Here is a 24742-nt window from a genome sequence, read left to right on the forward strand (position 1 = left end):
AGAAACCGGAGAATTTTGCACGCCTGTTTCTTCTGGCCCTCTCTAGCATCCGCCCCATCGTTCAACGCCAAGGGGCAAACCAGATGTGTGGCATCGTCGGCGCGGTCAGCGCCCGCAACATCGTTCCGATCCTGGTCGAAGGCCTGAAGCGCCTGGAGTACCGGGGCTACGACAGCTGCGGCGTCGCGGTGCACCAGGACGGCGGCCTGCGGCGCACCCGCAGCACCGCGCGCGTGGCCGAGCTCGAAGCCCAGGTGGCGCAGGAAGCGGTGCAGTCCGGCACCGGCATCGCCCACACCCGCTGGGCCACGCACGGTGCGCCGGCGGTGCACAACGCGCACCCGCACTTCTCGGCCGGCGCCAAGGGCGTGGACCGGATCGCGCTGGTGCACAACGGCATCATCGAGAACCACGACGAGCTGCGCGCCGAACTGCAGGCCAAGGGCTTCAAGTTCGCCAGCCAGACCGACACCGAGGTCATTGCGCACCTGGTGAACCACCTGTACGACGGCGACCTGTTCGACGCGGTGCAGCGCGCCACCCGCCGGCTGAAGGGCGCCTATGCCATCGCGGTGTTCTGCCGCGACGAGCCGCAGCGCGTGGTCGGCGCCCGTGAAGGCTCGCCACTGGTGCTGGGCGTGGGCAAGGGCGAGACCTTCCTGGCGTCCGATGCGATGGCACTGGCCGGTGTCACCGACCAGATCGCCTACCTCGAAGAGGGCGACATCGTCGACCTGCAACTGGGCAAGCACTGGATCGTCGCGCGCCAGGCCGACGGCACGCACAAGCCGGTGCAGCGCGAGGTGCGCACCGTGCATGCCCACTCCGGCGCGGCCGAGCTGGGCCCGTACCGGCACTACATGCAGAAGGAAATCTTCGAGCAGCCGCGCGCGATTGCCGACACGCTGGAAGGCGTGGGCGGCATCTCGCCCGAGCTGTTCGGCGACCAGGCCTTCAAGGCCTTCAAGGACGTGGAGCAGGTGCTGATCCTGGCCTGCGGCACCAGCTACTACTCGGGCAGTACGGCCAAGTACTGGCTCGAGTCGATTGCCGGCATTCCCACCAACGTCGAGATCGCCAGCGAATACCGCTACCGCGACAGCGTGCCGAACCCGAAGACGCTGGTCGTCACCATCAGCCAGAGTGGCGAGACCGCCGACACCATCGCGGCGCTGAAGCACGCGCGCTCGCTGGGCATGCCGCACACGCTGACGATCTGCAACGTGGCCACCAGCGCGATGGTGCGCGAATGCGTGCATGCCTTCGTCACCCGCGCCGGCGTGGAGATCGGCGTGGCCTCGACCAAGGCCTTCACGACGCAGCTGGTGGCGCTGTTCCTGCTGACGCTGGCACTGGCGCAGACCCGCGGCCGCCTCACCGACGCACAGGAGGCCGAGCACCTGAAGGCGCTGCGCCACCTGCCCAGCGCGGTGCAGGCGGTGCTGGCGCTGGAGCCGCAGGTGGTGGCCTGGGCCGAGCAGTTTGCGCGCAAGGAGAACGCGCTGTTCCTCGGCCGCGGCCTGCACTATCCCGTCGCGCTGGAAGGCGCGCTGAAGCTCAAGGAGATCAGCTACATCCACGCCGAGGCCTACCCGGCCGGAGAACTCAAGCACGGCCCGCTGGCGCTGGTGACCGCCGCGATGCCGGTGGTCACCGTGGCGCCCAACGACGCGCTGCTCGAGAAGCTGAAGAGCAACCTGCAGGAAGTGCGCGCCCGCGGCGGCGAGCTGTTCGTCTTCGCCGATGCCGACACCCGCATCGAGTCCGACGCCGGCGTGCACGTCATCCGCATGCCCGAGCACTACGGCCCGCTGTCACCCATCCTGCACGTGGTGCCGCTGCAGCTGCTGGCCTATCACACCGCCTGCGCACGGGGCACGGACGTCGACAAGCCGCGCAACCTGGCCAAGAGCGTAACGGTTGAATGACGCGGCCGGTGGGGGAGTCGGGCTGACGGCAAGAAATAATGTCCGTCGGGCGAAAAGAAAGTCCGTCGGCCGCCAATGCGTACTTGCGCTGCGCCTCCTTGCGGCCGATCGTGCCGGCGCGGATGTCGTTGCACAACTGCAGCTTGAACTGCGGCGAGTGCCTGCGGTAGGGGCCTCGTGACATAGACCTTCTCTCCTTGATGAAGGCCCAGCCAGCGTATCAGTCCGATGTTCCCCGCCAGTCCGGCTTCAGGGGTTCACTTCACAAGTGGTTCAAATTTCAGTCGGCGCCAACACTCTACTGGGGAACCGGCCCTGAATCGGTATAGACATTCAGGCGCCAAAACTCCTGCGCATTGACTGTGGTGTGCTCCAGTACGAAGAACTGCGTGGCTGTGCGGCCGACGAGCGACCAAGTTCGGGAGTTCAGAACACTGCCATTTCGCTGGTAGATCGTCATGTTGAATTGGCCATCGGTGTCGATGTTCCATTTGGCATCGTTGCGAGCCTCGTCCGCGTAGGCATAGGTGTATCCCTGCCTGGCCTTGCCGTCAGCCATCAAGTCGAGGAAATAGACGGGCCAGGTGACCCCGAGATCCTCGGTGCCTGGTTGCCATCGGCGGAACAGATCTCCTTGCGCGACAAACTTCTGAGCCTTGGGGCTGATGACCATGATCTCGTTTGCGCGCAAGACCTTGCCATCAGCGAAGTCGGCGACGAGCCAGCGCTCCTCACCCGAAACTTGATTCCGCAGCAGCCGCAGGTAGCGGCGATCGCTGGATCCCTGAATCAGTTGCAGCCATCCGTCCTTGACAGTCCACTGAATCGGCGTGCCTGTTCGGATGTACTTGGCTGCCTTACCATCGAGAATCTCCAAGGTATCCACCATCTGTGGTGGCGATTCGAGCGCGCTATCGAGGGGAATACCTGTCCAGCGTGAACCCACCGCGAAGTCAGCTGCCGACAGAGGGGTGGACTGGGAAGGGTCGATGACCGACAGGACCATGCCGGAGTCGGCAATGGGTTGCGTGCTGCCCGCACTCGGACCGTCGAGAACATGCGTGGTGCCAGTCTGCGCGACCACGGCCGCCCCATGCTGCGAGTCGCCGGCAAACTGCCGAATCGTGTAGCCAGTGACCTCGTTGCGATAACTCACGAGTTGCTCGGTGATTGGATCAAAGTCAGACCACGGCACCGAAAGCGATTGCTCCAACGCAATGCGGATGCTCCCGTCGACGGTCTTCCAGGTTCCTGCTCTCGAGCCATAAGCGCCTGTGAGGGTGGCTGTGCCGTCTGGCCGATAGTTCACGAACACGGATTGCACTGAACTTGTTGCGCGAAACGCCATGACATAGGCCCGATCTACTGGGCCTGATGCGGCAAACGCCGGGGTGCCAGACGGCGCAGCGCTGGAGGTCACATCCGAACGCGCCTGGGCGAACTGCGCCTGGCGATAGCCGGTTGAGTAGAACTGATAGGCCACCAGCGCCTTGTAGGACTCGCTGGCCGGCTGCGCGATCAATGACTGCGTGTCGGCGGTGTCCTCAGGCAACTCCACGGTCTCGTCAGCCACCAGAGACACCACCGCCGCCAGGTCCATGATTCGCTGTGGAGGCAGCCCTACCAACAGCGACCGCAGCGTCGCGCCATCCGCTGGTCCCCGACCTCCATTGGCTTCGACGATCAATGCAGCGACGGCCGAGGTCAAGGGCGACACGTTGAACGGCGGCACGCGGTCCGCTGCGAGCACTCCGCGAGCGTCCGCCTGCTGCGCCAGCCCTGCGATATTGCCAGCCAGACTTGTCAGCTTGACCTTGTTCTTGTTTCCAGCGCCGGTTGCAACGAGCGTGACCATCTCTGCCGGATCGCTGCTCGTCAGTGTTACCGTGTAGGCTCCTTTTGCGTCGGCGACTGCCTGGGCACTGCGATCACCAATCGTGATAGACAGGCTTGCACCGGACATGGTTTGCGGTGCGACACGGCCTTCGATCTTCAGCGACGCACTGATCGTGAGTTTCACCTCGGCGCTTGACAGAGCGCCACCCGCGGAGGCTCGGGCCGCGTACGAGAAGCGATCCTCACCAAAGTAACCCGCTGCGGGCGTGTAAATCACTTTGCCTGAAGCGATGGCCGCTGTGCCATGGGCAGGCGAGCTGGTGATTGCGGCCACTTCGGCAGTGCCTCGACTGACCATGTCATTGGCCACTACATCCAAGGTTGCCGGGCTGTTCCAGGTCAGCGTTGCCGCATCCGCCGTGGCGGTAATCGTGGCCGGCGGCGACTCGCCACCGCCACCGCATGAAGCGAGAACTCCGCTCAGGACCGCGACGACAAGTCCAAGCCGATCCGTACGCCGCATGACTCCCTCCCAGGATTCGCCGTGAATTCTTAGAGGGCGCAGTGTCCAAGAGGGCGCCAAAACTTGCAATGCGCAGTTTGGCGAGATCGCAATGTCATCAATTGAGATGAAACCGATGTCCCCCCGGGATGGGTGGGTGAGTGGGACTGTTCGACGGGGGCTGCGGACTGCAATGCTGCGTGACACAAGAGCGCCGTACCCTGCCCTGGGGGCAGGTCAGCGCGGCGGCACTCTATGGGAGCGGCGGGATGAGTGCGCCCGAAGCCGATACGGGGTCCTCGCGGGGTGCGACGAGCGCCTCGCGCCGCGGAGCAAACTGCGTCGAGGCAACACTCATCGGGCTTGCTGGCAACGTCGGGGCATCAGCTCACCTCAAACGGCGCTTCACATCCCGTTGTGCAGACCTTTGCTAGATGAGCGCCTGACCGTCTTTCTCAATGGCATCAGGGCAGGGCAGGGCACGCCACGCCTCGCGGCGTGATCCTTCAGCCTCCGCGCCTCACCCCATCCAGCCCTTGATCCGCCCCGCCAGCGCCTCGCGGCTGATGCCGTAGCGGTCATGCAGCGTCGGCAGCGCGCCGGCGTCCAGGAACGCGTCGGGCAGGCCGGCCAGCTGGAAGCCGGCTGGCTGGACCCGGTGCCGCAGCAGGGCGCTGGCCACGGCTTCGCCGAGGCCGCCCACGACCGAGTGGTTCTCCGCGACGACGACCAGCCGGTGCCGGTAGCGCACCGCTTCGACGATGGCGGCTTCGTCCAGCGGCTTGATGGTGGGGCAGTGCAGCACCGCCACGCCGATCCTGTCCTGCGCCAGGTCCTGCGCCACTTCCAGCGCGCGCATCGTCAGGATGCCGCTGGAGATCACCAGCACGTCGGCGCCTTCGCGCAGCAGCTTGGCCTTGCCCAGCTCGAAGCGGTAGCCCTCGACCTCGTCCAGCACCAGCGGCACCTGGCCGCGCAGCAGCCGCATGTAGACCGGGCCCGGGTGCGCGGCGATCTGCGGCACGGCCTGCTCGATGTCCAGCGCGTCGCAGGGGTCGACGATGGTCAGGCCGGGGATGCCGCGCATCATCGCCAGGTCTTCGGTGGCCTGGTGGCTGGGGCCGTAGCCCGTGGTCAGGCCCGGCAGCGCGCAGCAGATCTTGACCTTGAGGTTCTCCTCGGCAATCACCTGGTGGATGAAGTCGTAGGCCCGCCGCGTGCCGAACACGGCGTAGGTGGTCGCGAACGGCACCAGCCCTTCCTTGGCCATGCCGCCGGCCGCGCCCATCAGCAGCTGCTCGGCCATGCCCATCTGGTAAAAGCGCTCGGGGTAGGCCTGCGCGAAGAGGTGCAGGTCGGTGTACTTGGCCAGGTCCGCGGTCAGCCCGACGACTTCGGGCCGGTTCGCGGCGTACTCGACCAGCGCCTTGCCGAACGGCGCGGCCTTCACGCGCTGCCCTTCGGACGCGATGGACGCGATCATCGCGGAGGTCGTCAGGCGGGGCTTCTTGTCTGCGGTGGCGGTGCTCATGCCGAGGCTCCTTCGGGCTGGACGCGGGACTGGTCGAGGACGGCGAGCGCCTGCTGCCACTCGGGCGGATCGACCCGGATGAAGTGGTTCTTCTCGCGCGATTCGAGGAAGGGCACGCCCTGGCCCATCAGCGTGTCGAACAGGATGACGCGCGGCTTGGGCTCGGCGAGCTGGCGCGCGGCGTCGAAGGCCGCGATGACGGCGGGCAGGTCGTTGCCCCGCACGCGCTGGACATGCCAGCCGAAGGCCGCCCACTTGTCGGCCAGCGGCTCGAAGCCGAGCACTCTGCCCGACGGGCCGTCGGCCTGCTGGTTGTTGACGTCGACCAGGCAGACCAGGTTGTCCAGCTGGTGGTGCGCGGCGGACATCGCCGCCTCCCAGGTCGAGCCCTCGTCGAGCTCGCCGTCGGACATCGAGTTGTAGACGAAGGCCGGGTTCTGCTTCTGCTTCAGGCCCAGGGCCATGCCCACGCCGATGATCAGGCCCTGACCCAGCGAGCCGCCGGAGATCTCCATGCCCGGCGTGTAGGTGGCCATGCCCGACATCGGCAGGCGGCTGTCGTCGCTGCCGTAGGTGTCCAGTTCGCTCTCGGGAATGACGCCGGCCTCGATCAGCGCGGCGTAGTGGGCGATGGCGTAGTGGCCGTGCGACAGCAGGAAGCGGTCGCGCCCCTCCCACTGCGGTTCCTGCGGGCGCAGCTTCATCGCATGGCAGTAGGCCACGGCCAGCACGTCGGCCCAGCCCAGGGCCTGGCCGATGTAGCCCTGGCCCTGCACCTCGCCCATGCGCAGCGCGTAGCGGCGGATGCGGTGGGCGCAGCTGGCGAGGCGGGCCAGGTCGGATGTTGGCTCGGACATATTGGTTTCTCCTGGTGGGATGGGGGCAGTCAGCGCAGCACGCTGGCCGGGACGTACGAGATCAGGGCGAGCACGAGGAAGGCGACCAGGTAGAACGGCCCCATGGCGCGCACCGTCTCGCCGACCTTGACCTTGGCGATCGAGCTGGTGATGAACAGGGTCGTGCCCACCGGCGGCGTGTACAGGCCGACGGCGAGGTTCAGCACCATCATCAGGCCGAGCTGGACGGGCTCCATGCCGATGGTCTTGGCCAGGGGCAGGAAGACCGGCGTCAGCAGCAGGATCGCCGCCGGCAGGTCGATGAACATGCCGATGAACAGCATCATCAGGTTCATCAGCAGGATCACCAGCCACTTGGCATGGACGTTCTGCTGCACCCACGCCGCCACGCCCTGCGGCATCTGGTCGAAGGTCAGCAGCCAGCCGACCGCCGCCGAGGCCATGATGACGAGCAGCACCACCCCGGTGGCCAGGCCGGCCTCGACGATGGCCGCATGCAGCCGGCGGATCGACAGGTCGCGGTAGATCAGCACCGACACGGCCGCCGCGTACAGCGTCGACAGCACCGCGACCTCGGTCGGCGTCGCGATGCCGAAGCGCAGCAGCACGATGATGGCCACCGGCAGCACGATGGCGGGCGCCGAGAACACGAGGTTGTGGCGCAGCGCGGCGCGGTCGACCTTGCCGGTCTCGCGCGGCAGGTTGCGGCGCTTGCCGACCCACCAGCATGCCGTCATGAAGCCGGCGCACAGCAGCAGGCCCGGCAGGATGCCGGCATAGAACAGCGCGGCGATCGACTCGTTCGCGGTCAGCGCGAACAGGATCATCGGGATCGAGGGCGGGATGATGATGTCGATGGTCGCGGCGGAGGCCAGCGCCGCGGCCGAGAAGGCCATCGGGTAGCCGAGCCGGCGGTGCCAGGGCATCAGCAGCGAGCCGATGGCCGAGGCGTCGGCCACTGCCGAGCCCGAGACGCCGCCAAACAGCGTCGACGACAGCACGCTGACCTGCGCCGGGCCGCCGTGCCAGCGACCGACCAGCGCCGACAGCGTGCCGACGATGGCCTCGCCGAGCCGGCCGCCCATCATCAGGGCGCCGGTCAGCATGAAGAACGGGATCGCGATCAGCGGGAAGCTCTGCACCTGGGCCACCATCTGCTGCACCAGCAGGTCCAGCGGCACGCGGTCGGTGGTGGCGGCGGCGGCCATGGCCGCCAGCAGCAGCGCATGGGCGATCGGAATGGCGGCGACGGCGCCACCGAGGAAGACGACGAGGATCAGCAGGCTCATGGGGGCTCTCCTTGGGGGCTCGTGCTTACCAGTGCGGGGCCTGGACTTCGGGCGCCATCGCCGGGGCCTGCGCCCGCTGCGGCTGCCAGGCGCGCCAGGCCGACTGCAGCGCCAGCAGCGCGAGCATGGTCATGCCACCTAGCACGCAGGCGTAGGTGACGGAGCCCGGCACGTGCAGGATCGGCGACTTCTCGTCGTGGACGATGTCCAGCATGCCGTAGGTGGCCTTGGACAAGGTGCCGTACAGCGCCGCGACGACGAGCCAGCCGACGACGCCGACGACGCGCTGCGCGCCCCTGGGCAGCGCTTCCATCAGGAACACGGTGGCGATGTGGCCGCCCTTCTCGGCGGCCAGCACCACGCCGGCCATCACCAGCCAGGGGAACAGCAGCTCCGGCAGCTCGTTGGCCCACTGCAGGCCGGTGCCGCCCACGTAGCGCAGCACGGTGTTGGCCGTGAGGATCAGGAAGATCACCACGGTGGTCACCCACATCACGACGCTGCAGACGGCGACGATGCTGCTCTCGAGCCGATTGCGTTGGACCGTTTCCATGCAAGTCTCCATGCGCGTCCCGCGCGGGCGCCTGGGCGTCCGCGAAGACGTCTCGGGGTGGTTGAGGGAACGCGCGTCAGGTCACTGGGCGCGCGCCGCGGCCAGTACCTTCTTGACGTACGGGCCGATGGGGCCCGCTTCCCACTTGGCGGCCACCTCGGCGGTGGCCTTGGCGAACGCTGCCTTGTCGACCGTGCTCACCTGCACGCCCCTGGACTTCAGGTCGGCCAGCAGCTTCTCGTCGGCCTCCGCCGAGAGCCTTCGCTGCAGCGCGGTGGCTTCCGCGGCGGCCTCCTGCACGGCCTTGCGGTCGGCCTCGCCCAGCCGGTCCCAGGTGCGCTTGCTCATCAGGAACGGCGTCATCTGGAACTGGTGATTCGTCATCGTCAGGTACTTCTGCACCTCGTAGAGCTTGCTGGCGTGGATGTTGACCAGCGGGTTCTCCTGCCCGTCGACCACGCCCTGCTGCAGCGCGACGTACAGCTCCGCGAACTTGATCTGCTGCGACTCGGCGCCGAGCGCCGTCATGATGTCCACCAGCGTGGCATCGGGCGGCACGCGCATCTTCAGGCCCTTCATGTCCTCGACCTTGGTGATCGGGCGCTTGCTGTTGGTCATCTGGCGGATGCCGTTGTCCCAGGTGCCCAGCAGGATCAGGCCCTTCTCGGCCGACTTGTCGGCGAGTTCCTTGCCGAGCGGCCCGTCGAGCAGCTTGAAGGCCGCCGCCGGGCTGGAGAACGCGAAGGGCATGCCGAAGGCCGCGTATTCGGGCACCGCGTTGGCCAGCGCGCCTTGCGAGTTGGCGCTCATGTCGAGCGCGCCGGTGCGCAGCGCGGTGACCATCGCCGCGTCGTCGCCGAGCTGGGCCGAGGGGGCCACCTGCACCTCGATGCGACCACCGGATTTCGCCTTCACGACCTCGGCGAACCTGACCGAGGCCTCGTGACGGGGATTGCCGACGGCGGCGCCGTGGCCGAGCGTGAGCTTGATGGCCTGGGCCTGGGCGCCGGCGGCGCAGGCGATGCCGGCCGCGGCGGCGAGCAGCGTGCGAACGAAGGTGTGGCGATTCATGGTCGCTTGTCTCCTGGAGGTGATGGAACGAAGGCTCAGTGGATCAACATGCCGCCGTTCACGTCGAGCGTGATGCCGGTGCAGTACAGCGACAGGTCGCTGGCGAGGAAGACGCAGGCGCCGCCGATGTCGTCGGCGCGGCCCAGGCGGGCCAGCGGGATCGTTTCGGCGATCTCGGCCTTCTTCTCTTCGGTGAGCTTGCCCTTGATGATGTCGGTGCCGATCAGGCCCGGCGTGATGCTGTTGACGCGGATGTTGTCGGGGCCGAACTCGCGCGCCATCGCGCGGGCCAGGCCCAGCACGCCGGCCTTGGCCGCCGAGTAGTGCGGGCCGCCGAGGATGCCGCCACCGCGCTGCGCGGAGACCGACGAGATGCAGACGATGGAGCCGCTCTTCTGCGCCTGCATCGCCGGCAGCACCGCCTGCGACATGTAGAGCGTGCCGCGCAGGCTCACGTCGAGGATGCGGTCGTAGTCGGCGCCGGTGATGTCGCAGGTCTTGGCCGGCTGCGTGATGCCGGCGTTGTTGACCAGCACGTCGATGCGGCCGAAGGCCTTCAGCACGGCGGCGGCCGCGGCCTCGCAGGAGGCCTTGTCGGTCACGTCGGCGACGAGGCCGAGGTGGCCGGCCCCGAGCTGCGCCGCGGCCGTGGCCGGCTCGGCGCGTGCGAGGTCGAGCACGGCGACGCGGGCGCCCTGCGCGGCCATCAGCCGCGCCGTGGCGAATCCGAGTCCGTTGAGGCCGGCGCCGCCGGTGATCACGGCAACCTTGTCCTTGAGCAGCATGTCGTCGATCTCCATCGATCTGGTGGGGCACGAGGTGCGATGGAGCGGATGTTCGGCGGCCGCCTGCATGATGGCAAACGATCAATCCTCAGGCTAGGATGATGAATCGTCATGTAACCACTGGGTGAACCCTATGGCCTCCCTGCCTCCCGTGGCGAACCTGCTGGCGTTCGAGGCCGTCGCGCGGCGGCGCAGTTTTGCGTTCGCTGCCGCCGAGCTGCACCTCACGGCATCGGCCATCAGCCACCAGGTGGCACGGCTGGAGGCCGACCTCGGCGTGCGGCTGTTCGAGCGCAGCGCGCACGGCGTGCGCCTGAGCACCGCCGGCGAGCGCTACCTGGAGCGCGTCTCAGGCGCCCTGTCGGCCATCTCCGCGGCGACCGAGGACCTGCGCAAGGGCGTCAGCAACAGTCTCTACGTGCACTCCGCGCCCAGCATCGCCAGCCTGTGGTTGATGCCGCGGCTGCGGCGCTTCGCGCAGGCGCATCCGGACATCGCGCTCAACCTCTCGGCGGCCCACACGCCGAGCGACTTCGCGCTCGGGCAGGCGGACGTGGACATCCGCTACGGCGTGCCGCAGTGGGGCGACCTGGTCGTCGAGCCGCTGTTCGAGGAGCGCATCGTGCCGCTGGCCAGTCCGGCGTTCATCCGCGAGCACCGCCTCAGGCGCATCGACCAGCTCTTCGAGGTGCCGCTGATCCAGAGCAACGTCAGCGTCGTGCAGTGGTCCGACTGGCTGCAGGCCTTCTCGGAAAAGCGCTCGCCGCAGCGGTTCGCGCTGCGCTTCGATCGCGCCCAGATGTCGCTCGACGCGGCCACGCAAGGCCTGGGCGTCGCGCTCGAGAGCGTCGTCAATGCCGGGCCGCACCTGTCGACCGGCAAGCTCAAGCCGGTCTTCGGGCTGGACAAGGCCATCCGGGTCAAGGCGCACTTCGTGGTGTACCCGGCCCGGCACGCGAAGCGGCCCCCGGTGGAGGCCTTCCTCGCCTGGGTCCACGCCGAAGCGGCGCGGACCGATCAGGCGCACTTCGGGCGCTAGGGTCGATGCGCGCGTTGACCGACGAGGTGATGTTGGGCGACCCGTAGGCGATGTTGGCCACGCAGGTCAGCGCGGCCACCGTCTTCGCGAACGCCTGACATGGCGGCCTTCGGCACGTGGCATCCTTGGGGCCATGGCCGACACCCAGCACGACGACTCCGCGCGAGCGCACGCGCTCGCAGACTGGTTCGGTCTGAACCGGGCCACGCTCGCCGTGCTGGTGGTTGTCGGCTGCCTGGGGCTGAGCGAGGAGATCTGGTCGAGCTACCTCTCGCTGCACCTGGCCGATCGTGCCGGTTCGATCGCGCGCGCGGTGGAGTTGGTCGGCGTGCTCGGCTTCGCGCAGGCGCTCCTGGAAGGCTGCGGTTACCTGGTGGGCGGTTCACTCGCGCACCGGCTGGGCGCACGCCGGGCGCTCGCGGTGTCGGCGCTTCCGCCGGCGCTCGGCTTCGCGCTGATGCTGCTCGTGTCGTCGCCGTGGGTGATCGTTGCTGGAGCGGTGCTGATGACGGCTTGGGACCCGCTTTCGGTGCCGGCGACCTTCGATGTCGTCGGCAGCGAGGTGCCGAAAGGCCGGCGCACGATCGCCTTCGCGCTGCAAAGCATCCAGAAGCGTTTGCCGAAAGTGATCGGGCCGGCGCTTGGCGCGGCGATGTTCGTCGGCCTGGGCTACTGGGCCAACGTGACGCTGGCATTCGTGCTGCTGGGCTTCGCGGTCGCCGTGCAGCACTCGCTGATGCGGCGCCTGCGCCCGAAGGCGGATCCGCCGGCGCTGCCGCTGGCGCGCCTGCTGCGCGATATGCCTTCGGAGCTTCGTCGTCTGCTGGCGGCGGAGATCCTGATCCGCTTTGGCGAGTGGTTCGTGCGCGGCTTCGCGGCGCTGTACGTGTTCGACCTGCTGACCCACGCGGGCGGCTGGGCCGCCCCGGCGGCAGCGGCGATGGTCGGAACCTTGGTCGCGGTGGGCAACCTGGTGGCGCTGGCAACCTACGTGCCGGTGGCCAAGTGGGTGGACCAATCGCCGTCGCCGCGGCCGTTCATCGGTCTGACCTTCGTGCTGTTCGCGCTGTTTCCGATCCTGCTCGTCGTTCTGCCGCGGGCGTCAGCCTGGCTCGGTCTGCCGCTGGCCGCCGGACTCGTCGGCACCTACGTCATCAATGGTCTGCGCGAGATTGGAGAGCCGGCCCGCAAAGCCCTGATCGCGGGCGGCTTCCCTGCCGAAACGCGCGCGCGCTCGGTCGGGCTCTACTGGGGTCTGCGCTCTTTCGCGTACGCGCCGGCGCCGCTGCTGGCGTCCTGGCTGTGGGAGCATGCCGGGCCCGAGCGCACCTTCCTGGCCGGTGGCGCGCTCGCCCTGGTCGGTGTCGCATGGTTCGCCTGGCGCGGCCCGGGCCGCCGCTGAGCCGTGGGGGTAGCCAGCGGCTTGGCGGACCCGCAATCGGGGGGGTAGCCGTCGACGCGGACTCGAAACCCTTGGCAAGCGATCGGGCCCGTAGCAGGATCGCGCATCCGAAAGCAGGAGAGTACCGATGTCCATTTCCCGCCAGTGGCTCTACCGCATCGAAGTCGCCGTCTCGATTGCCAGCGTCCTGCTGCTTGCGCTGACGCTTGTGGAGCCCATGTGGATCGAGCGCCTGTTCGACGAGGCGCCGGACGGTGGCGACGGCAGCCTCGAGCGCCTCGTGGCCGGTGCGGGCTTCGCGATCTCTGCCGTCGTCGCAGCGCTGCTCGCACGGCGCGAACGCCGGCGGCTGGCCGCTGCCTGAGGCGCCGCCGGTTCGCGGCGAATCCTGGCCGATAGCGCCTGAGCCTGCCGACCGGCGCAGGGGCGGGCTCCGCTCGCACTGGCCGCGCGTTAGTGGGACTGGTTCGGCGCGAACTCGTAGATGGCGCCGGCGATGATCATGAACACGCCGTAGCCCACCATGAAGCCGGCCTGCACCGCCGCGGTGATGACCTTGGCCTTGGGGTCGCTGATCAGCGCGATCGGGAACTCCATGATGCCGCCGATGTTGAACGCGAAGTTGCCGATGGACTCCGGGATCAGCGACTTGTAGCTGGTGTCCCACTTGTCCTTGTTGACCACGATGTTGGCGATGACCGGCACGTTCCACACCACGTTGATGAAGCTCTCGACGAACGCGAACACCTTGCCCACCGTGGCGTTGTTGTAGGCCGCGGCCGGGATGGCCGCCATGCCCTTGAGGATGCTGATGCCGGTGAGCGCCGCGTTCAGGTTGGCGTACCAGTTGTCGGTGCGCGCGTTGACGAACGAGGTGATGTTGGGCGACACGTAGGCGATGTTGGCCACGCAGCCCAGCGTGGCCACCGTCTTCGCGAACGGCACCGGCACGCTGAGCATGTCGAACACGCGCTGGAAGTTGGTCACCACCACCAGCGCCGCGCCGCCCACCAGCGAGACGATGCCGGTGACGAAGCCGAAGGTCTTGAGCTTGGACTGGTCCATCACCGGCTGCGGGTCGTCGCTCGCCTCGGCGGCCGCGGCGGTGGCGCTGGCCGCGGCGGTGGCCCGCAGCGCCATCGCCGGGCGCGGCGCCTGGGCCGGCGACGTCTGCACGAACAGCGCCTGGATCGCGTCGAAGTCCGGCGCGTCGATCAGGCCCTGGGTGAACGCGTCATTGGCGGGGAAGGGCGACTGCTGGGCCGCGGCCTTGTAGATCAGCGTGGCCGGAATCGCGGTGATCAGGCAGATCACGTCCAGGAAGGTGAGCGTGTCGCCGGTCAGGTCCTGGTACAGCCAGCTGAGCACCGGAATGTCCAGCGGCATGGTCAGGATGTCCATCATCCCCTGCATCAGCTGCTGCAGCACGTCCAGCATCGTGACGACCACGTTCTCGGCCGTCTGCAGCACGGTGTCGGTGACGATGGCCAGGAAGCGCTTGATGACGTCGGTGACGCTCAGCGTGGCGAAGGGCTCGATGATGTCGGTCTGGATCGCCTGCGCCGCCGCGGCCAGCGCCGCGCCTTCGGACTGCATCAGCCCGACCAGGTCGTTCAGGATGGCCTGCGCCGGGCTCACCGGCGACAGCGCGGCGCTGCTGGTGCCCAGGCCGCCCTGGAAGTGGTGCAGCCCCAGGTTGGACGGTGCGCTGCCCTGGCCCGGCTGCGGCGGGTTGGCGGCCTGGGTGCTGGTGGCCGTCTGGTTGAAGTTGGGAATGTCGGCCCAGCCGTTGATCGCGCTCTGCATCTGCTGGAACAGCCCCGCCACCTCGGCCTTGGTGTTGCCGATGCCGGCAATGGCCGCCTCGCCCAGGCGCTGCATCACGTTGCGCAGCACGCGGTGCGTGACCAGGATGTCCTGCCAGCCGAACAGGAACTGCAGGAACTTCAGCACGTCGTCGACGGCGATCTTGATCTCGTTGTAGACCCAGGTCGCGGCGGCGACCACGGCCTCCACGCAGTCCAGCACCGCGGTGTAGATGTCCTTGCCGACGGTGACGACGAAGTGCCATACGTCGTTGGCGGCGTCCTTGACCAGTTCGATCGCTGCGTCGATGCCGCTCTCGAGCCAGCGGAACAGGTCGCCGATGTCGACCGCCAGGCCGGACACGCCGGCCGCGGCCGCCACGCTGCCGGCGGGCAGGGCCAGCGGTCGCGGCGCGGCCAGCGCGCGCACGCGGGCGCCCGGGGGCGGCGCGGCGGCCACGCTGGTGTAGGCCTGGGCCAGCGCCTGGTTGGACGCGGCCACGCGCTGCAGGTCGGCGCTGCTGGTGCCGGCCGGCACGAAGGGCGTGCTGCTGCCGTCGCGGTTCACGATCTGCGCGGCCTGCAGGCTGGCCACCGAGGTGTACTGCGCGTTGCGCTGCCAGGCGCTGTCCATCGTGTTCACCGCCACCGGGGCCTGGCCCGCGGCGGCCACGGTGTAGCGCGTGCCCGCCAGCGTGGTGGTGAGCTCGACGATGGTCAGCGTGCCCAGCAGGTCGGTCGGCACGGTGATGGGCTGCGGCCCCACCAGGTAGTACAGGTGGTTGATCGACACCGCGGTGACGTTGCTGGCGGTGATCGTCAGCGGCAGGTTCGGCGCGGCCTGGCCGTTCGCATCGGTGGCCTGCACGTGCGTGGTGTACGAATGGATCGGCGTGGCCGGCTGCGTGCTGGCCGACGGCGGCAGCACGATGGGCTGCTGGCTCCACAGCCCGGTGGTCGGCGACTTCAGCAGCTTGGTGAGCCCGCCGGTGCTGTGCGCGAAGAAGGTGTTGGCACCGAAGGGCCGGTTGATGAAGGGCGAGATCGCATCGACGCCCGACAGGATGGGCAGCGGCGTGCTCCACGCGGCCGACTGCCCCTGCTGCCCGGCCGGCACGCGCAGGTAGAACACCTGGTCGTTGCCGTTCAGGCCCCACACGGTGATGACCGGCGTGTCGCCGTCGTTGCCGGCGTCGACGAACAGCGCGCGCACCGCGCCCAGCAGCGCGCTGGTGGCCACCTGCAGGCCGATGGCGCCGCTCTTCTGGTTGCCGGCGGCAAACCAGTACAGCGCGCCTTGCGAGGCGACGTACAGGTCGGAGGTGTTGTCGTCGTTGCGCAGCGCGGCGATGGCATCGGCCACGCCGCCGCCGGGCAGCGCCAGGCGCGAGGGCAGCGGCGGCACCGAGCTGTCGAAGGCGTTGTACAGCGGCGTGTAGACCAGCTGTGCCGAGCCGCCGACCACGCCGCTGGTGTACAGGCCGTCCACGCCATAGGCCTGCGCGCTGCGGCCCAGGCACGAGCTGTAGCCCTGCGCCTGCACGTCCACCGGCAGGTCGTGCGGCTGCCACTGCGGAGCGCCGGCGATCGCGGCGTCGAGGTAGTAGCGCGACAGCACGCCCACCGGCTGGCCGGGGTTGCGCAGCGTGTCGACCACGATCAGCTCGCGGTCGCTGGACTCGCTGATGAACACGTTGTCGATCGTGAACGGGCTGGGCGGCACGATCGGCTGGTGGGTGCCGTCCTGGGCGTTGAAAGGAGCGGCCGTCCAGGCCAGGCTGGGGTCGACCCAGCTCAGGTCGGTGGCCGAGTGGCCCAGGCTCAGGTACAGGTGGTCGCTGGTGCCGTCGTTCACCACCATCGCCAGCTGCAGCGTCGTCGGCCCGCCGGCGGTGGCCGGCACCGTCTGCGCGGCGCCGAAGGTCTTGACCGTGCCGTGGCCGCCGAAGTCGGCCTGGATGCGAGCGCTCGACAGGTCCACCTGGCGCCAGGTGGCGCCCTGGCCGGGCTGCTCCAGCGTCAGCAGCAGCACGCCGGCGCTGGAGATCGACAGCAGCAGCGACGCGCCGGCGTCGGACTGCAGCGCCATGAACTTGGCCTGCGGCTGCAGGACATCGGCCTGGACATAGTTCTCCATCAGCTCGGCCGAGGCGGTGATCGTGTAGGTGCCCATGATGTGCTCCAGAAGGGGGGTGTGAGGTGTGCGCGGCTCAGTTCGGGTTCACGTAGGTGAGCTGCGCGATCAGGTCCTGGCCGGTGGAGAACGCGACGTTCTTGAAGGTGAACGCGTCGTTGCCCGGGAACACCCAGCCCTGGTAGCCGTTGATCGTGGCCGTCATCTGCTGCACGTAGCCGGTGAAGGCCGAGTCGATCACCGCGGCCAGGTTCTGCTGCACGCTGGTGACGCCCTGCTTGAGGTTGTTCTCGAAGCCGAACTTGCCCAGGATGCCCTGCGGGTCGTAGTCCCAGGCCGCCGAGTTGTCGGTCACGTTGTGCGTCTCGGTCACCTGCAGCGCGCCGTTCTGGTCCACGCCCAGCGTGTACAGCACGGTCAGCGTCTTGTCGTAGTAGTTCTTGCCCGGAAGGTCGGTGTAGTTGACGAACACCTCGCGGTGCGCGAACTGCATGTAGGCCTGGGCCTGCACCTGCACGCGGATCTGGTTGCCCTGCACCGCCACCGAGCCGGTGAGCGTGTAGTTGAAGTCGCCCCAGATCTCCACCAGGTGGGTGGACGAGGTGGAGTCGTCGTGCGCGTTGTGGTTGAAGTTCAGCGCCAGCAGCGTGGTGAAGCCGTCCGCCGCGGGCGGCGCGATCGTCGCCACCGGGCGGAAGGACTGCGGCGAGCCCGAGGTGCTGCTGCTGTAGAGGATGGTGAAGTCCTCGCCCGAGTGCGTCATGGTCACGTTGGTGTCGATGCACAGCGGCGCCACCTCGGGGTTCAGCAGCCCGGCCAGGTAGGTGAAGAACACGTCGCGCCGCACCGCCTGCACGCCCGAGATGGCGGCCACGTCGGCGAGCTCGATCCAGTTCCAGCCGAAGGGCACCGGCACCGGCGGCGTGGTGGCGGTGCTGCCCACGTACACCAGCGCCGCGGCCTGCAGCTGCGCCGGCGTGGGGTTGACGATGGGCTGCCCGTTGTTCATCAAGGGCAGGCATTCGCGCGCCACGGCGCCCAGCTGCAAGGTGCTGGGGCGCGGTGAGGCCACCGTGAAGCTGTAGCTCAGCACCGGGTCGCCGTTCTGGCGCAGCTGCGTGAAGTAGCTGCCCAGGAACACCGTGCTGATCAGGTTCCACACCGGCCAGCCGGCGGGAATGCCCTGGAGGGTGGGCGTGGTCTCCAGGATCGCGGTGTCCAGGTCCAGGAATAGCTTCTGGATCGTGAAGGCGTTGGTCGGGTCGTTCTGCAGCTGGGTGATGCGCTGCTGCACCGCCGGCGGCACCGGCGAGTTGGGGTTCAGGGTCGCGCTGTTGAGCTGCACGTTGGCCGAGAAGTACCAGGGCGTGCCGCTGCCGCTGGGCTGCGACTGGTTGATCCAGCTGGCGCTGCCGCGCGGGCCGTACTGGAAGCCGGTGATCTGGAAGTCGGCGCACAGCAGGTTGAACAGCACCGGCGCGCTGCTGCCGACGCCCAGCGTGGCGATCGGCGGCAGGCTGGACAAGGGCAGGTTGGGCAGGCCCAGGCGGGCGCGCACCGCGCCGGCGAAGTTGGCGGCGGCCAGGTTCTTCAAGTCCTGGTTGGTGCTGGGGTCGGCACCGGAGGGTACCGAGAACGGGTCGGAACCGCGGGCATCGCCGACCAGGGTGCTGTAGGCGATCGGCACCAGGTTGTTGGCGTTGTCGTAGACGTAGCACAGCGTGACTTCGGGCGCGCTGAGCCCGGCCATCAGCTGCGCCAGCGTGGCGTTGACGCTGGCCTGGCTGACGGCGACGACGAGGTCGTAGCCGTAGTGCGGGTCGGAGAGGTTCGATTGCGAGGCGCTCATGGGGAACTCCTTGGTCAAAGGGGGTGGTCGGGGCGGGAAGGGGACGCAGGGGCAGGCAGGGGCGCACGCCACCGCGCCGCCCGGGGGCGGCATCGCGGCGCTGGGGTGCACCGTCAGCGGGAGAGAGCGGCGCGCCGGCCGTGGCTCAGGGCCCGGCGGCGCGGTCGCGTCGTCGTCGACGCCGGCGACGGCGACCCACGCCCGGGGCGGCGGGAGCGGCGGAGGGGGTGGCCGGCATGGTGGACGACTCGGGTGGCAGGGTGGGTGGACGGCGGCGGGGCCGGAACGGTCGCAAGACTAGTCCCGATGCCGACGCCGAGGGGCGTCGGGTGCACTTGTACACAGCGCTGGCGCGCGAGGGACTAACGCGTTAGGGGTGCGTCATCGGCGGCAGCGTGGCGGCGCTGGCGCGAGGCGAGGCCGGGCCGCGGGTGCCTGCCAGAAGGCGCTCAGGATGGGGGTTAGCAATTCACCGCTTCGACGCCGGATAGTCGACTTCGTCGCAGGGTCTCAGCGGGGCGGCCGGCCGACGGTCTGCGCCAGCAGCAGCTGCTCGTCGTTGGCCAGGTCCATCGCGCGCGCCAGCGCCTCGCGGTCGAACCAGGCCCGCACGACGGTCGCCAGCCCGGCCGAGGCACAGGCGAGGTAGACGTTCTGCGCCATCGCGCCAGCCGCCGCGAAGGCGTAGGCGGTGCGCTGCGAGGCCGGCACCAGCCCCATGCGCCGATGGTCGGCCACGTAGATCAGGTCGAGCGCGGCGTCGTCGACGAAGTCCTGGTAGCCGGTCACGCCGCGCACGTCGCGCGCGGCGACGCGCTGCAGCTCGTGCGCGACCGGCTCGTAGCGGTACAGGCCCTGCGGCATCGCGGCGTAGAGCAGCACCTCCTGCGCGTTCATCGCGCTGGGGGCGGTGCGGCCGCCCAGCTCGGCACGGTTCACGCCGGCCGCCGCCCACAGCAGGTCGGCCAGCGTCGCCTCGTCCAGCGGCTCCGGCGAAAACGCGCGCTGCGACTGCCGGCGCGCCAGCGCCTGCATCAGTGGCAGGCCGCCGTCGCGCCGCGGCGGCGGCAGGCGCAGGGCCGGGCTGCCATCCCCTTCGGCCGGGCGCGGCCGGGTCTGGCCGATCAGCCCGAGGGCCAGTTTGGTCAAGGTGTTCATCGCGGATCCCCCTTGCAGGGTCCCAGACTAGGCCTGCCGGCCCCGCGCGCCTTGAGCCTGCGCAAGCTTTGCCGGTCGCAGCGCGACCAGGTGCTGGCGCAGCATGGGGGCCACGGTCTCGCGCACCAGGGCCTTGCGACCGCCGCGCGGCAGGTGGCCATCGAACTGGCCCGCGAGCATCAGGTGTGCGAAGCCATGCACCATCGACCAGGTGGCGCGCAGCGCGTGCTCCTGGGCCGTGTCCAGCGGCGCGCCGCGCGGCAGGGCGAACAGGTCGCGGATGCCGTCCTCCAGCACGCCGTAGGCGGCATCGGCGCTGGCGGCCAGGGCCTCGTCGCTGCGCAGCAGGTCGGCGCGGAACATCAGCGCGAAGCGGCCGGGCCAGGCCAGCGCGAAGCCGACATAACCGACGCCCTGTTCGCACAGCCGCTCGAGCGGGTCGTCGCCGCCGCGCGCGTTCCCGGCCTGGAGCGCCTCGGTCAGCTGGTCGAAGGCCAGCCGGGCGACGGCCGCCAGCAGCCCGGCCGCATCGCCGAAGTGATGCGCCGGTGCCGACGGCGAGACGCCCGAGCGGCGGGCCACCTCGCGCAGCGAGAACCCGTGGGCCCCGCGCTCGGCAATCAGGGACTCGGTGGCGGCGATCAGCGCGTCGCGCAGCGCGCCGTGGTGGTAGGTGTCGCGGGGCGTGGGGTCGGCGGCGTCCTGCGAAACAGGGCGCTGCGGCGGGCGGGACATGGCGGCGGACTCCGGGCGGGTCGGGACGGCGCAAGCGCCGCAATGGGGGACAGGGCGGAAACGGTGGAATGGACTTGACAGTGTTCAGATAATAGCCGAACATCAATTTGAACGCTGTTCAGATCAATGCCCGGCGGGCCGCGCCTGCCGCGGCCGCCCGTCCCTTCCAGCCCCCGGAGATCCACCATGAGCCCCCTTTCGTTCCCCGCCCCCGACGCCGTGTTCGGCGCCGCCAACAGCCTGGCCCTGCTGGGCTGGCTGGCCCTGGCGCTGTCACCGGCGCGTGCGCGCTGGGCCGGTGCCGCACGCCTGTTCGCCGGCCGCGTGGTGCCGCTGCTGCTGGCCGCGGTGTACGTGCTGCTGTTCGTGCGCACCGGCATGGCCGGCGGCGGCTACGGCACGCTGGCGGCGGTCGGCCGGCTCTTCGCGGTGCCGGAGCTGCTGACCGCGGGCTGGCTGCACTACCTGGCCTTCGACCTCTTCGTCGGCACGTGGATCGCCGAGCGCGCTGCGGCGCTCGGCCTGCCGCATGCCGTGCTGCTGCCGCTGCTGGCGCTGACCTTCCTGTTCGGCCCGGCCGGGCTGCTGGCCTTCCTGGCGCTGGCCGCCGTCGTGCGGGGCTGGCGTCGTCGCGCTGCAGGCGCATCGCCGGCCGCGGCCTGAGGCCTAGCGTGCGAAAAGACCGTCCATCGATCCCTGACCTGCCTCACCCCCTCGTGCTGCCATGAATCTCCACGCCACCTCTGCCACCCACGCCTCCCCGCCCTGCGCACCACTGCGGCTGCCGTTGTCCGGCCGGCCCGCGCTGCGCGCCCGCCTCACCCCCTGCCTGCACGAACTGCTGCGGCGCGAGCGCCGCCTGGCGCTGTTCGGCTTCGTGCTGCTCGCGCTGCTGCTGCCACTGGCCCTGGCCTGGGGGCTGGACGAGCGCATGCTGCGCGGCGCCAACGTCTGGCTCAAGCCGATGAAGTTCGCGCTGTCGCTGGGCCTGTTCGCGCTGACCACCGCCTGGTTCGTCGGCCACCTGCTGCCAGCGACGCGCCAGCGGCGCGCGGTGGACCTGATCGTCTGGGTGCTGATCGGCAGTGCCAGCTTCGAGCTCGCCTACATCACGCTGCAGGCCGGGCTCGGCCGCGGCTCGCACTTCAACGTCGGCGACGCCTTCCATGCCGTGATGTATTCGCTGATGGGCGTGGGCGCGCTGGCGCTCACCGCCACGCAGGCGGCACTGGCCTGGCTGCTGCTGCGCCACGCGGATCCGCAGCGTGCGCCGGCCTACCGGCTGGCGGTCGTCCTCGGCCTGGGGCTCACCTTCGTGCTCGGCGCTGGCGCCGGCGGCCTGCTGTCCGGCCTGCAGCCACCCGAGACCGCGCTGCTGCCGGTCCTCGGCTGGTCGATGGCCGGCGGCGACCTGCGCCCGGCCCACTTCCTGGGCATCCACGCGCAGCAGCTGCTGCCGCTGGTGGGGCTGGCGGTGTCGGCCTGGCCCGCGGCGACGGCACGCCGCAGCGTCTGGGCGGTGACGGGGGCCTACCTGCTGCTGTTCGGCGCGGCCCTGGCCTGGGGGCTGATGGGGCGTGGCTGATGCCGTTGGGCGGCGCGCATTGCGCTGGCTCAACCCGCCGCGCCGCCGCGCTGCTAGAAGTGACCGCAAACGCGGGAGTCTGGCGATGTGGCAACGGTGGCGGCGTGTCCTGGCGGGGCTGGGTGTCGGCCTCGCGCTGTGCTGGGCGATGGGCGCCGGGGCCTACGTACAGCTCACCGACACCAACGGCGGCAATGCCAGGCTGGGGGCGCGCCACTACGACGTGTTCGTCGAGAACGACCCGAAGAACCCCGGCTCGCGGGCCGAAGTCGTCGCGGCGCTGCAGAAGTGGCAGGCCGAGCTGGCCAAATACCAGGTGACGCTCACTTTGCGCGATGGCAATCCGCCGCAGACGGCGATCGATCGCACCGCCTACGCCCAGCAGGCGCAGGCCTATGCCAAGGACACTGACGCGGCGCCGGACATGACCAAGTACCCCGAGGTGCAGAAGTCGATGCAGAAGGAGAACACGCTCAGCATCTACTTCCGCACGTCCGACGCGATCCAGGCGATGGGCAGCGGCACCGAACGCGGTCGGCTGAACTGGCTGCTGTCCGGTGACACCGCCGGGCAGATCGAGAGCGGCGACATCTTCCTGCCCAACGACCGGCTCGGCGGCACCGACGAGGTCGCCAGGACGCTGATCCACAACATCGCGCTGCACGAGATCGGTCATTTCGCCGGCCTCGACCACTACTCGGCAGCGCAGAGCAAGGGCGGCGGCCAGGTGATGCAGGTCGATGCCAGCCTGTTCGACCAGCGGCTGAACCTGGGTGCCGAGGAGACCGGTGGGCTGAAGTCCGTCTACGGCCCGCAACCCGCGGTGCAGCTGCACGGCAGCGCCCAGCAGCAGAGCCTGTCCGAGCTGCCGCCCGAGGTGCTGGCCAGCCTGCCACCCGGGGTCGAGCGGGTGTGGCGCTACCTCTACGACATCGAGCGCGGGGCCACCGGCGAAGCGCTGAGCTACTTCCAGGTCGAGGTCAATTCGGCGCCGGTGTACTACGCGGCGGGCCTGGGCGCGCTGGCCGACTGGACCTGGCAGGTCTGGCACGACGACGAGAAGTCGGTCGACAACGGCACCAGCCGCCTCTACGGCGCGCAGGGCCTGCGCGAGAACATCGACCGGCTGGCCGCCATCGGCGACCTGCTCGAGTTCGACGCCGACGCGAGCTACCTCACCGATGCCATCACGCCGGGCCGCCTGGTCTTCTACACCGACCGCGGCCCCGACCTCGGGCTGCTGGTCAGCGCCGGCGGACAGCAGTTCGGCGTGGCGCCCAGCGCGATCGACGAGCCCGCAACGCTGATGCTGGGCCTGGTGGCGCTGCTGGCCGGGGCCTGGGTGATGCGGCCAACGCGCCGCCGGGTGTCCCCCCGTCTGGCCGCGGCCGCGGCGCTGGCCGTCAGTCTGCTGGGCTGGCCGCTCGGTGTGCTCGCCGACCCGGCGACGATCCGGCTGGGCGATGCGGCCAGCCAGAACAGCACCATCAGCTATGAGTTCCAGGACGCCAAGGGCAACGTGCAGTTCCGCCTGCACAAGGACGTGCAGAAGGGCGAGACGGCGCAGACCGTCATCGACTACTTCGAGAACGCGATGAAGTTGTTCGGCGCGGCGTACAAGGTCACGCGCAGCTCAGAGACGCTGCCCGACGGCAGCATCATGTACGCGCTGAAGATCGATCCCCAAGGCACCACCCCCAACATCGGCAAGGTGGAAGCGAAGGTACCCAGCGGGTACGGCGGCGGGGATTCGGTGGACCACCGGGCGCCTGCGAAGACCGCCATCGAGGTGACGCCGCAGGCCACCCCCGTGGCGGGCGGGATCCAGATGTCCGGCAACTGGCAGTTCGACCTGCTCGACCAGGATCTGCACAGCCTGGCTTCGGTGAATGCCGTGGCCGGCGACGCGGCCGACCCCTTCGACGTGCTGCGGCCCTTCTACGACGAGCTCACCGTGCTGGGCTTTCAGCCGCTGCTGGCCAGCGCTGGCGCAGGCGGCGCGAACCTGTCGCTGCTGAGCTCGGACAACCTGTTCTTCCGGGTCGCCCACGACGACACGCGTTTCGCGCTGACCCTCAGCGACCAGCTGCTGGTCCCCGAGCCAGCCACGCCGGGCCTGGCCGCGCTGGGCCTCGTGGCGGCGCTGGTGGCCGGGGCCGCCGCGCAGCGGCGCCGGGCCGCGGTGGCCTGGCCTGGCCCCAGACCCTAGAGGCAGGCGAAGAAGGTCACGTAGCGCGCGTCCACCGCAATGCCCATGCGCGAGACCTTGGCCTCGAGCAGGTTGCGGTGGTGGGCCGGCGAATGGCGCCAGCCGTCCATCAGCGCCTCGGCGGTCTGGAAGTTCCAGCCGACGTTCTCGACGCAGACGCGGCTGCGGGCGCGGGTGTAGCGGGCGTCGAAGCCCTCGTGCGTGAGCACCCGCTGCGCGGCCATCTCGGCGCTGTGTTCGCCGGCCAGCGCCACCAGGTCCTCCGAGATCGTCAGCGGGGCCAGGCCGTTGCGTTCACGGTAGCCGTTGATCAACTCGGCCAGGTGGCGGCCGAAGCCTTCGCTGGACTGGGCCTGCGCGGGGTTCGCGACGGCGGTGGTGGCCAGGGCCAGGGCGATCAACAGCTTGCGCATCGCAGGGCTTCAAGAAGGGGACTGGTCTGTTCATCGGCTGAACAGCCCCATTCTTGAGGGC

Annotated in this window: 19 protein-coding genes; 7 read left to right on the top strand and 12 right to left on the bottom strand. The window is 69.4% G+C overall.

Features of this window, described 5'->3' with window-relative positions; all coding sequences use genetic code 11:
- Window positions 1-83 precede the first annotated feature (83 nt).
- Window positions 84-1928: a glutamine--fructose-6-phosphate transaminase (isomerizing) gene (gene glmS / locus ACILR4_RS17540; RefSeq protein ID WP_395702153.1), complete on the top strand. Its 1845-nt coding sequence runs from the start codon at window positions 84-86 to the stop codon at window positions 1926-1928.
- A gap of 298 nt (window positions 1929-2226) precedes the next feature.
- Here glmS and ACILR4_RS17545 read toward each other — a convergent pair whose 3' ends face one another.
- The 7 genes from ACILR4_RS17545 to ACILR4_RS17575 form a co-directional block, all read right to left on the bottom strand.
- Window positions 2227-4287, bottom strand: a complete 2061-nt coding sequence (locus ACILR4_RS17545; RefSeq protein ID WP_395702154.1) for an Ig-like domain-containing protein — start codon at window positions 4285-4287, stop codon at window positions 2227-2229.
- Window positions 4288-4786: 499 nt separating this feature from the next.
- On the bottom strand, window positions 4787-5797 hold the full coding sequence (locus ACILR4_RS17550; protein ID WP_395702155.1) for a transketolase family protein: 1011 nt from the start codon (window positions 5795-5797) through the stop codon (window positions 4787-4789).
- Window positions 5794-6654: a transketolase gene (locus ACILR4_RS17555; protein ID WP_395702156.1), complete on the bottom strand. Its 861-nt coding sequence runs from the start codon at window positions 6652-6654 to the stop codon at window positions 5794-5796. The genes ACILR4_RS17550 and ACILR4_RS17555 overlap by 4 nt, the downstream gene beginning before the upstream one ends.
- Window positions 6655-6683: 29 nt before the next feature.
- Window positions 6684-7943, bottom strand: coding sequence for a TRAP transporter large permease (locus tag ACILR4_RS17560; RefSeq protein WP_395702157.1), 1260 nt, complete (start codon window positions 7941-7943; stop codon window positions 6684-6686).
- Window positions 7944-7968: 25 nt separating this feature from the next.
- Window positions 7969-8496, bottom strand: coding sequence for a TRAP transporter small permease (locus ACILR4_RS17565; protein ID WP_395702158.1), 528 nt, complete (start codon window positions 8494-8496; stop codon window positions 7969-7971).
- 81 nt (window positions 8497-8577) lie between these two features.
- Window positions 8578-9567 carry a TRAP transporter substrate-binding protein gene (locus ACILR4_RS17570; RefSeq protein ID WP_395702159.1) on the bottom strand — a complete coding sequence of 330 codons (990 nt, stop codon included), beginning with the start codon at window positions 9565-9567 and terminating at the stop codon, window positions 8578-8580.
- 35 nt (window positions 9568-9602) lie between these two features.
- Window positions 9603-10352 carry an SDR family NAD(P)-dependent oxidoreductase gene (locus tag ACILR4_RS17575; RefSeq protein WP_395702190.1) on the bottom strand — a complete coding sequence of 250 codons (750 nt, stop codon included), beginning with the start codon at window positions 10350-10352 and terminating at the stop codon, window positions 9603-9605.
- Window positions 10353-10485: 133 nt separating this feature from the next.
- Between ACILR4_RS17575 and ACILR4_RS17580 the strand changes: the two genes are divergently transcribed.
- The 3 genes from ACILR4_RS17580 (at window position 10486) to ACILR4_RS17590 (ending at window position 13157) form a co-directional block, all read left to right on the top strand.
- Complete coding sequence (locus ACILR4_RS17580) at window positions 10486-11391, top strand: LysR substrate-binding domain-containing protein (protein ID WP_395702160.1); 906 nt, start codon at window positions 10486-10488, stop codon at window positions 11389-11391.
- Window positions 11392-11524: 133 nt separating this feature from the next.
- Window positions 11525-12793: an MFS transporter gene (locus tag ACILR4_RS17585; RefSeq protein ID WP_395702161.1), complete on the top strand. Its 1269-nt coding sequence runs from the start codon at window positions 11525-11527 to the stop codon at window positions 12791-12793.
- 127 nt (window positions 12794-12920) lie between these two features.
- The gene (locus tag ACILR4_RS17590) at window positions 12921-13157 is read left to right on the top strand and encodes a hypothetical protein (protein WP_395702162.1); all 237 of its coding nucleotides are present in this window, start codon (window positions 12921-12923) and stop codon (window positions 13155-13157) included.
- An 89-nt stretch (window positions 13158-13246) separates the two neighbouring features.
- Here the strand turns inward: ACILR4_RS17590 and ACILR4_RS17595 are convergent, their stop codons facing one another.
- The 4 genes from ACILR4_RS17595 to ACILR4_RS17610 all read right to left on the bottom strand — a co-directional run bounded on the left by ACILR4_RS17595 (window position 13247) and on the right by ACILR4_RS17610 (window position 20474).
- Window positions 13247-16771 carry a hypothetical protein gene (locus ACILR4_RS17595; RefSeq protein ID WP_395702163.1) on the bottom strand — a complete coding sequence of 1175 codons (3525 nt, stop codon included), beginning with the start codon at window positions 16769-16771 and terminating at the stop codon, window positions 13247-13249.
- Between the two features lie 37 nt (window positions 16772-16808).
- Window positions 16809-18581 (bottom strand): hypothetical protein, encoded by a 1773-nt coding sequence (locus tag ACILR4_RS17600; protein ID WP_395702164.1) that lies wholly within the window; start codon window positions 18579-18581, stop codon window positions 16809-16811.
- Between the two features lie 510 nt (window positions 18582-19091).
- Entirely contained in the window at window positions 19092-19739 is a 648-nt protein-coding gene (locus ACILR4_RS17605) for a nitroreductase family protein (protein ID WP_395702165.1), read from the bottom strand.
- 27 nt (window positions 19740-19766) lie between these two features.
- Entirely contained in the window at window positions 19767-20474 is a 708-nt protein-coding gene (locus ACILR4_RS17610) for a TetR/AcrR family transcriptional regulator (RefSeq protein ID WP_395702166.1), read from the bottom strand.
- Between the two features lie 186 nt (window positions 20475-20660).
- Between ACILR4_RS17610 and ACILR4_RS17615 the strand changes: the two genes are divergently transcribed.
- The 3 genes from ACILR4_RS17615 to ACILR4_RS17625 all read left to right on the top strand — a co-directional run bounded on the left by ACILR4_RS17615 (window position 20661) and on the right by ACILR4_RS17625 (window position 24268).
- Window positions 20661-21137 (top strand): abscisic acid-deficient protein Aba4 family protein, encoded by a 477-nt coding sequence (locus tag ACILR4_RS17615; protein WP_395702167.1) that lies wholly within the window; start codon window positions 20661-20663, stop codon window positions 21135-21137.
- Window positions 21138-21198: 61 nt separating this feature from the next.
- Window positions 21199-22059, top strand: coding sequence for a hypothetical protein (locus ACILR4_RS17620; protein WP_395702168.1), 861 nt, complete (start codon window positions 21199-21201; stop codon window positions 22057-22059).
- An 85-nt stretch (window positions 22060-22144) separates the two neighbouring features.
- Window positions 22145-24268, top strand: coding sequence for a hypothetical protein (locus ACILR4_RS17625; protein WP_395702169.1), 2124 nt, complete (start codon window positions 22145-22147; stop codon window positions 24266-24268).
- Here ACILR4_RS17625 and ACILR4_RS17630 read toward each other — a convergent pair.
- On the bottom strand, window positions 24265-24681 hold the full coding sequence (locus ACILR4_RS17630) for a CAP domain-containing protein (RefSeq protein ID WP_395702170.1): 417 nt from the start codon (window positions 24679-24681) through the stop codon (window positions 24265-24267). The two genes, ACILR4_RS17625 and ACILR4_RS17630, sit on opposite strands and share 4 nt — an antisense overlap.
- Window positions 24682-24742: the final 61 nt, after the last annotated feature.

It is taken from the genome of Aquabacterium sp., from assembly GCF_044226965.1.
Classification (GTDB): Bacteria; Pseudomonadota; Gammaproteobacteria; order Burkholderiales; family Burkholderiaceae_C; genus Pseudaquabacterium.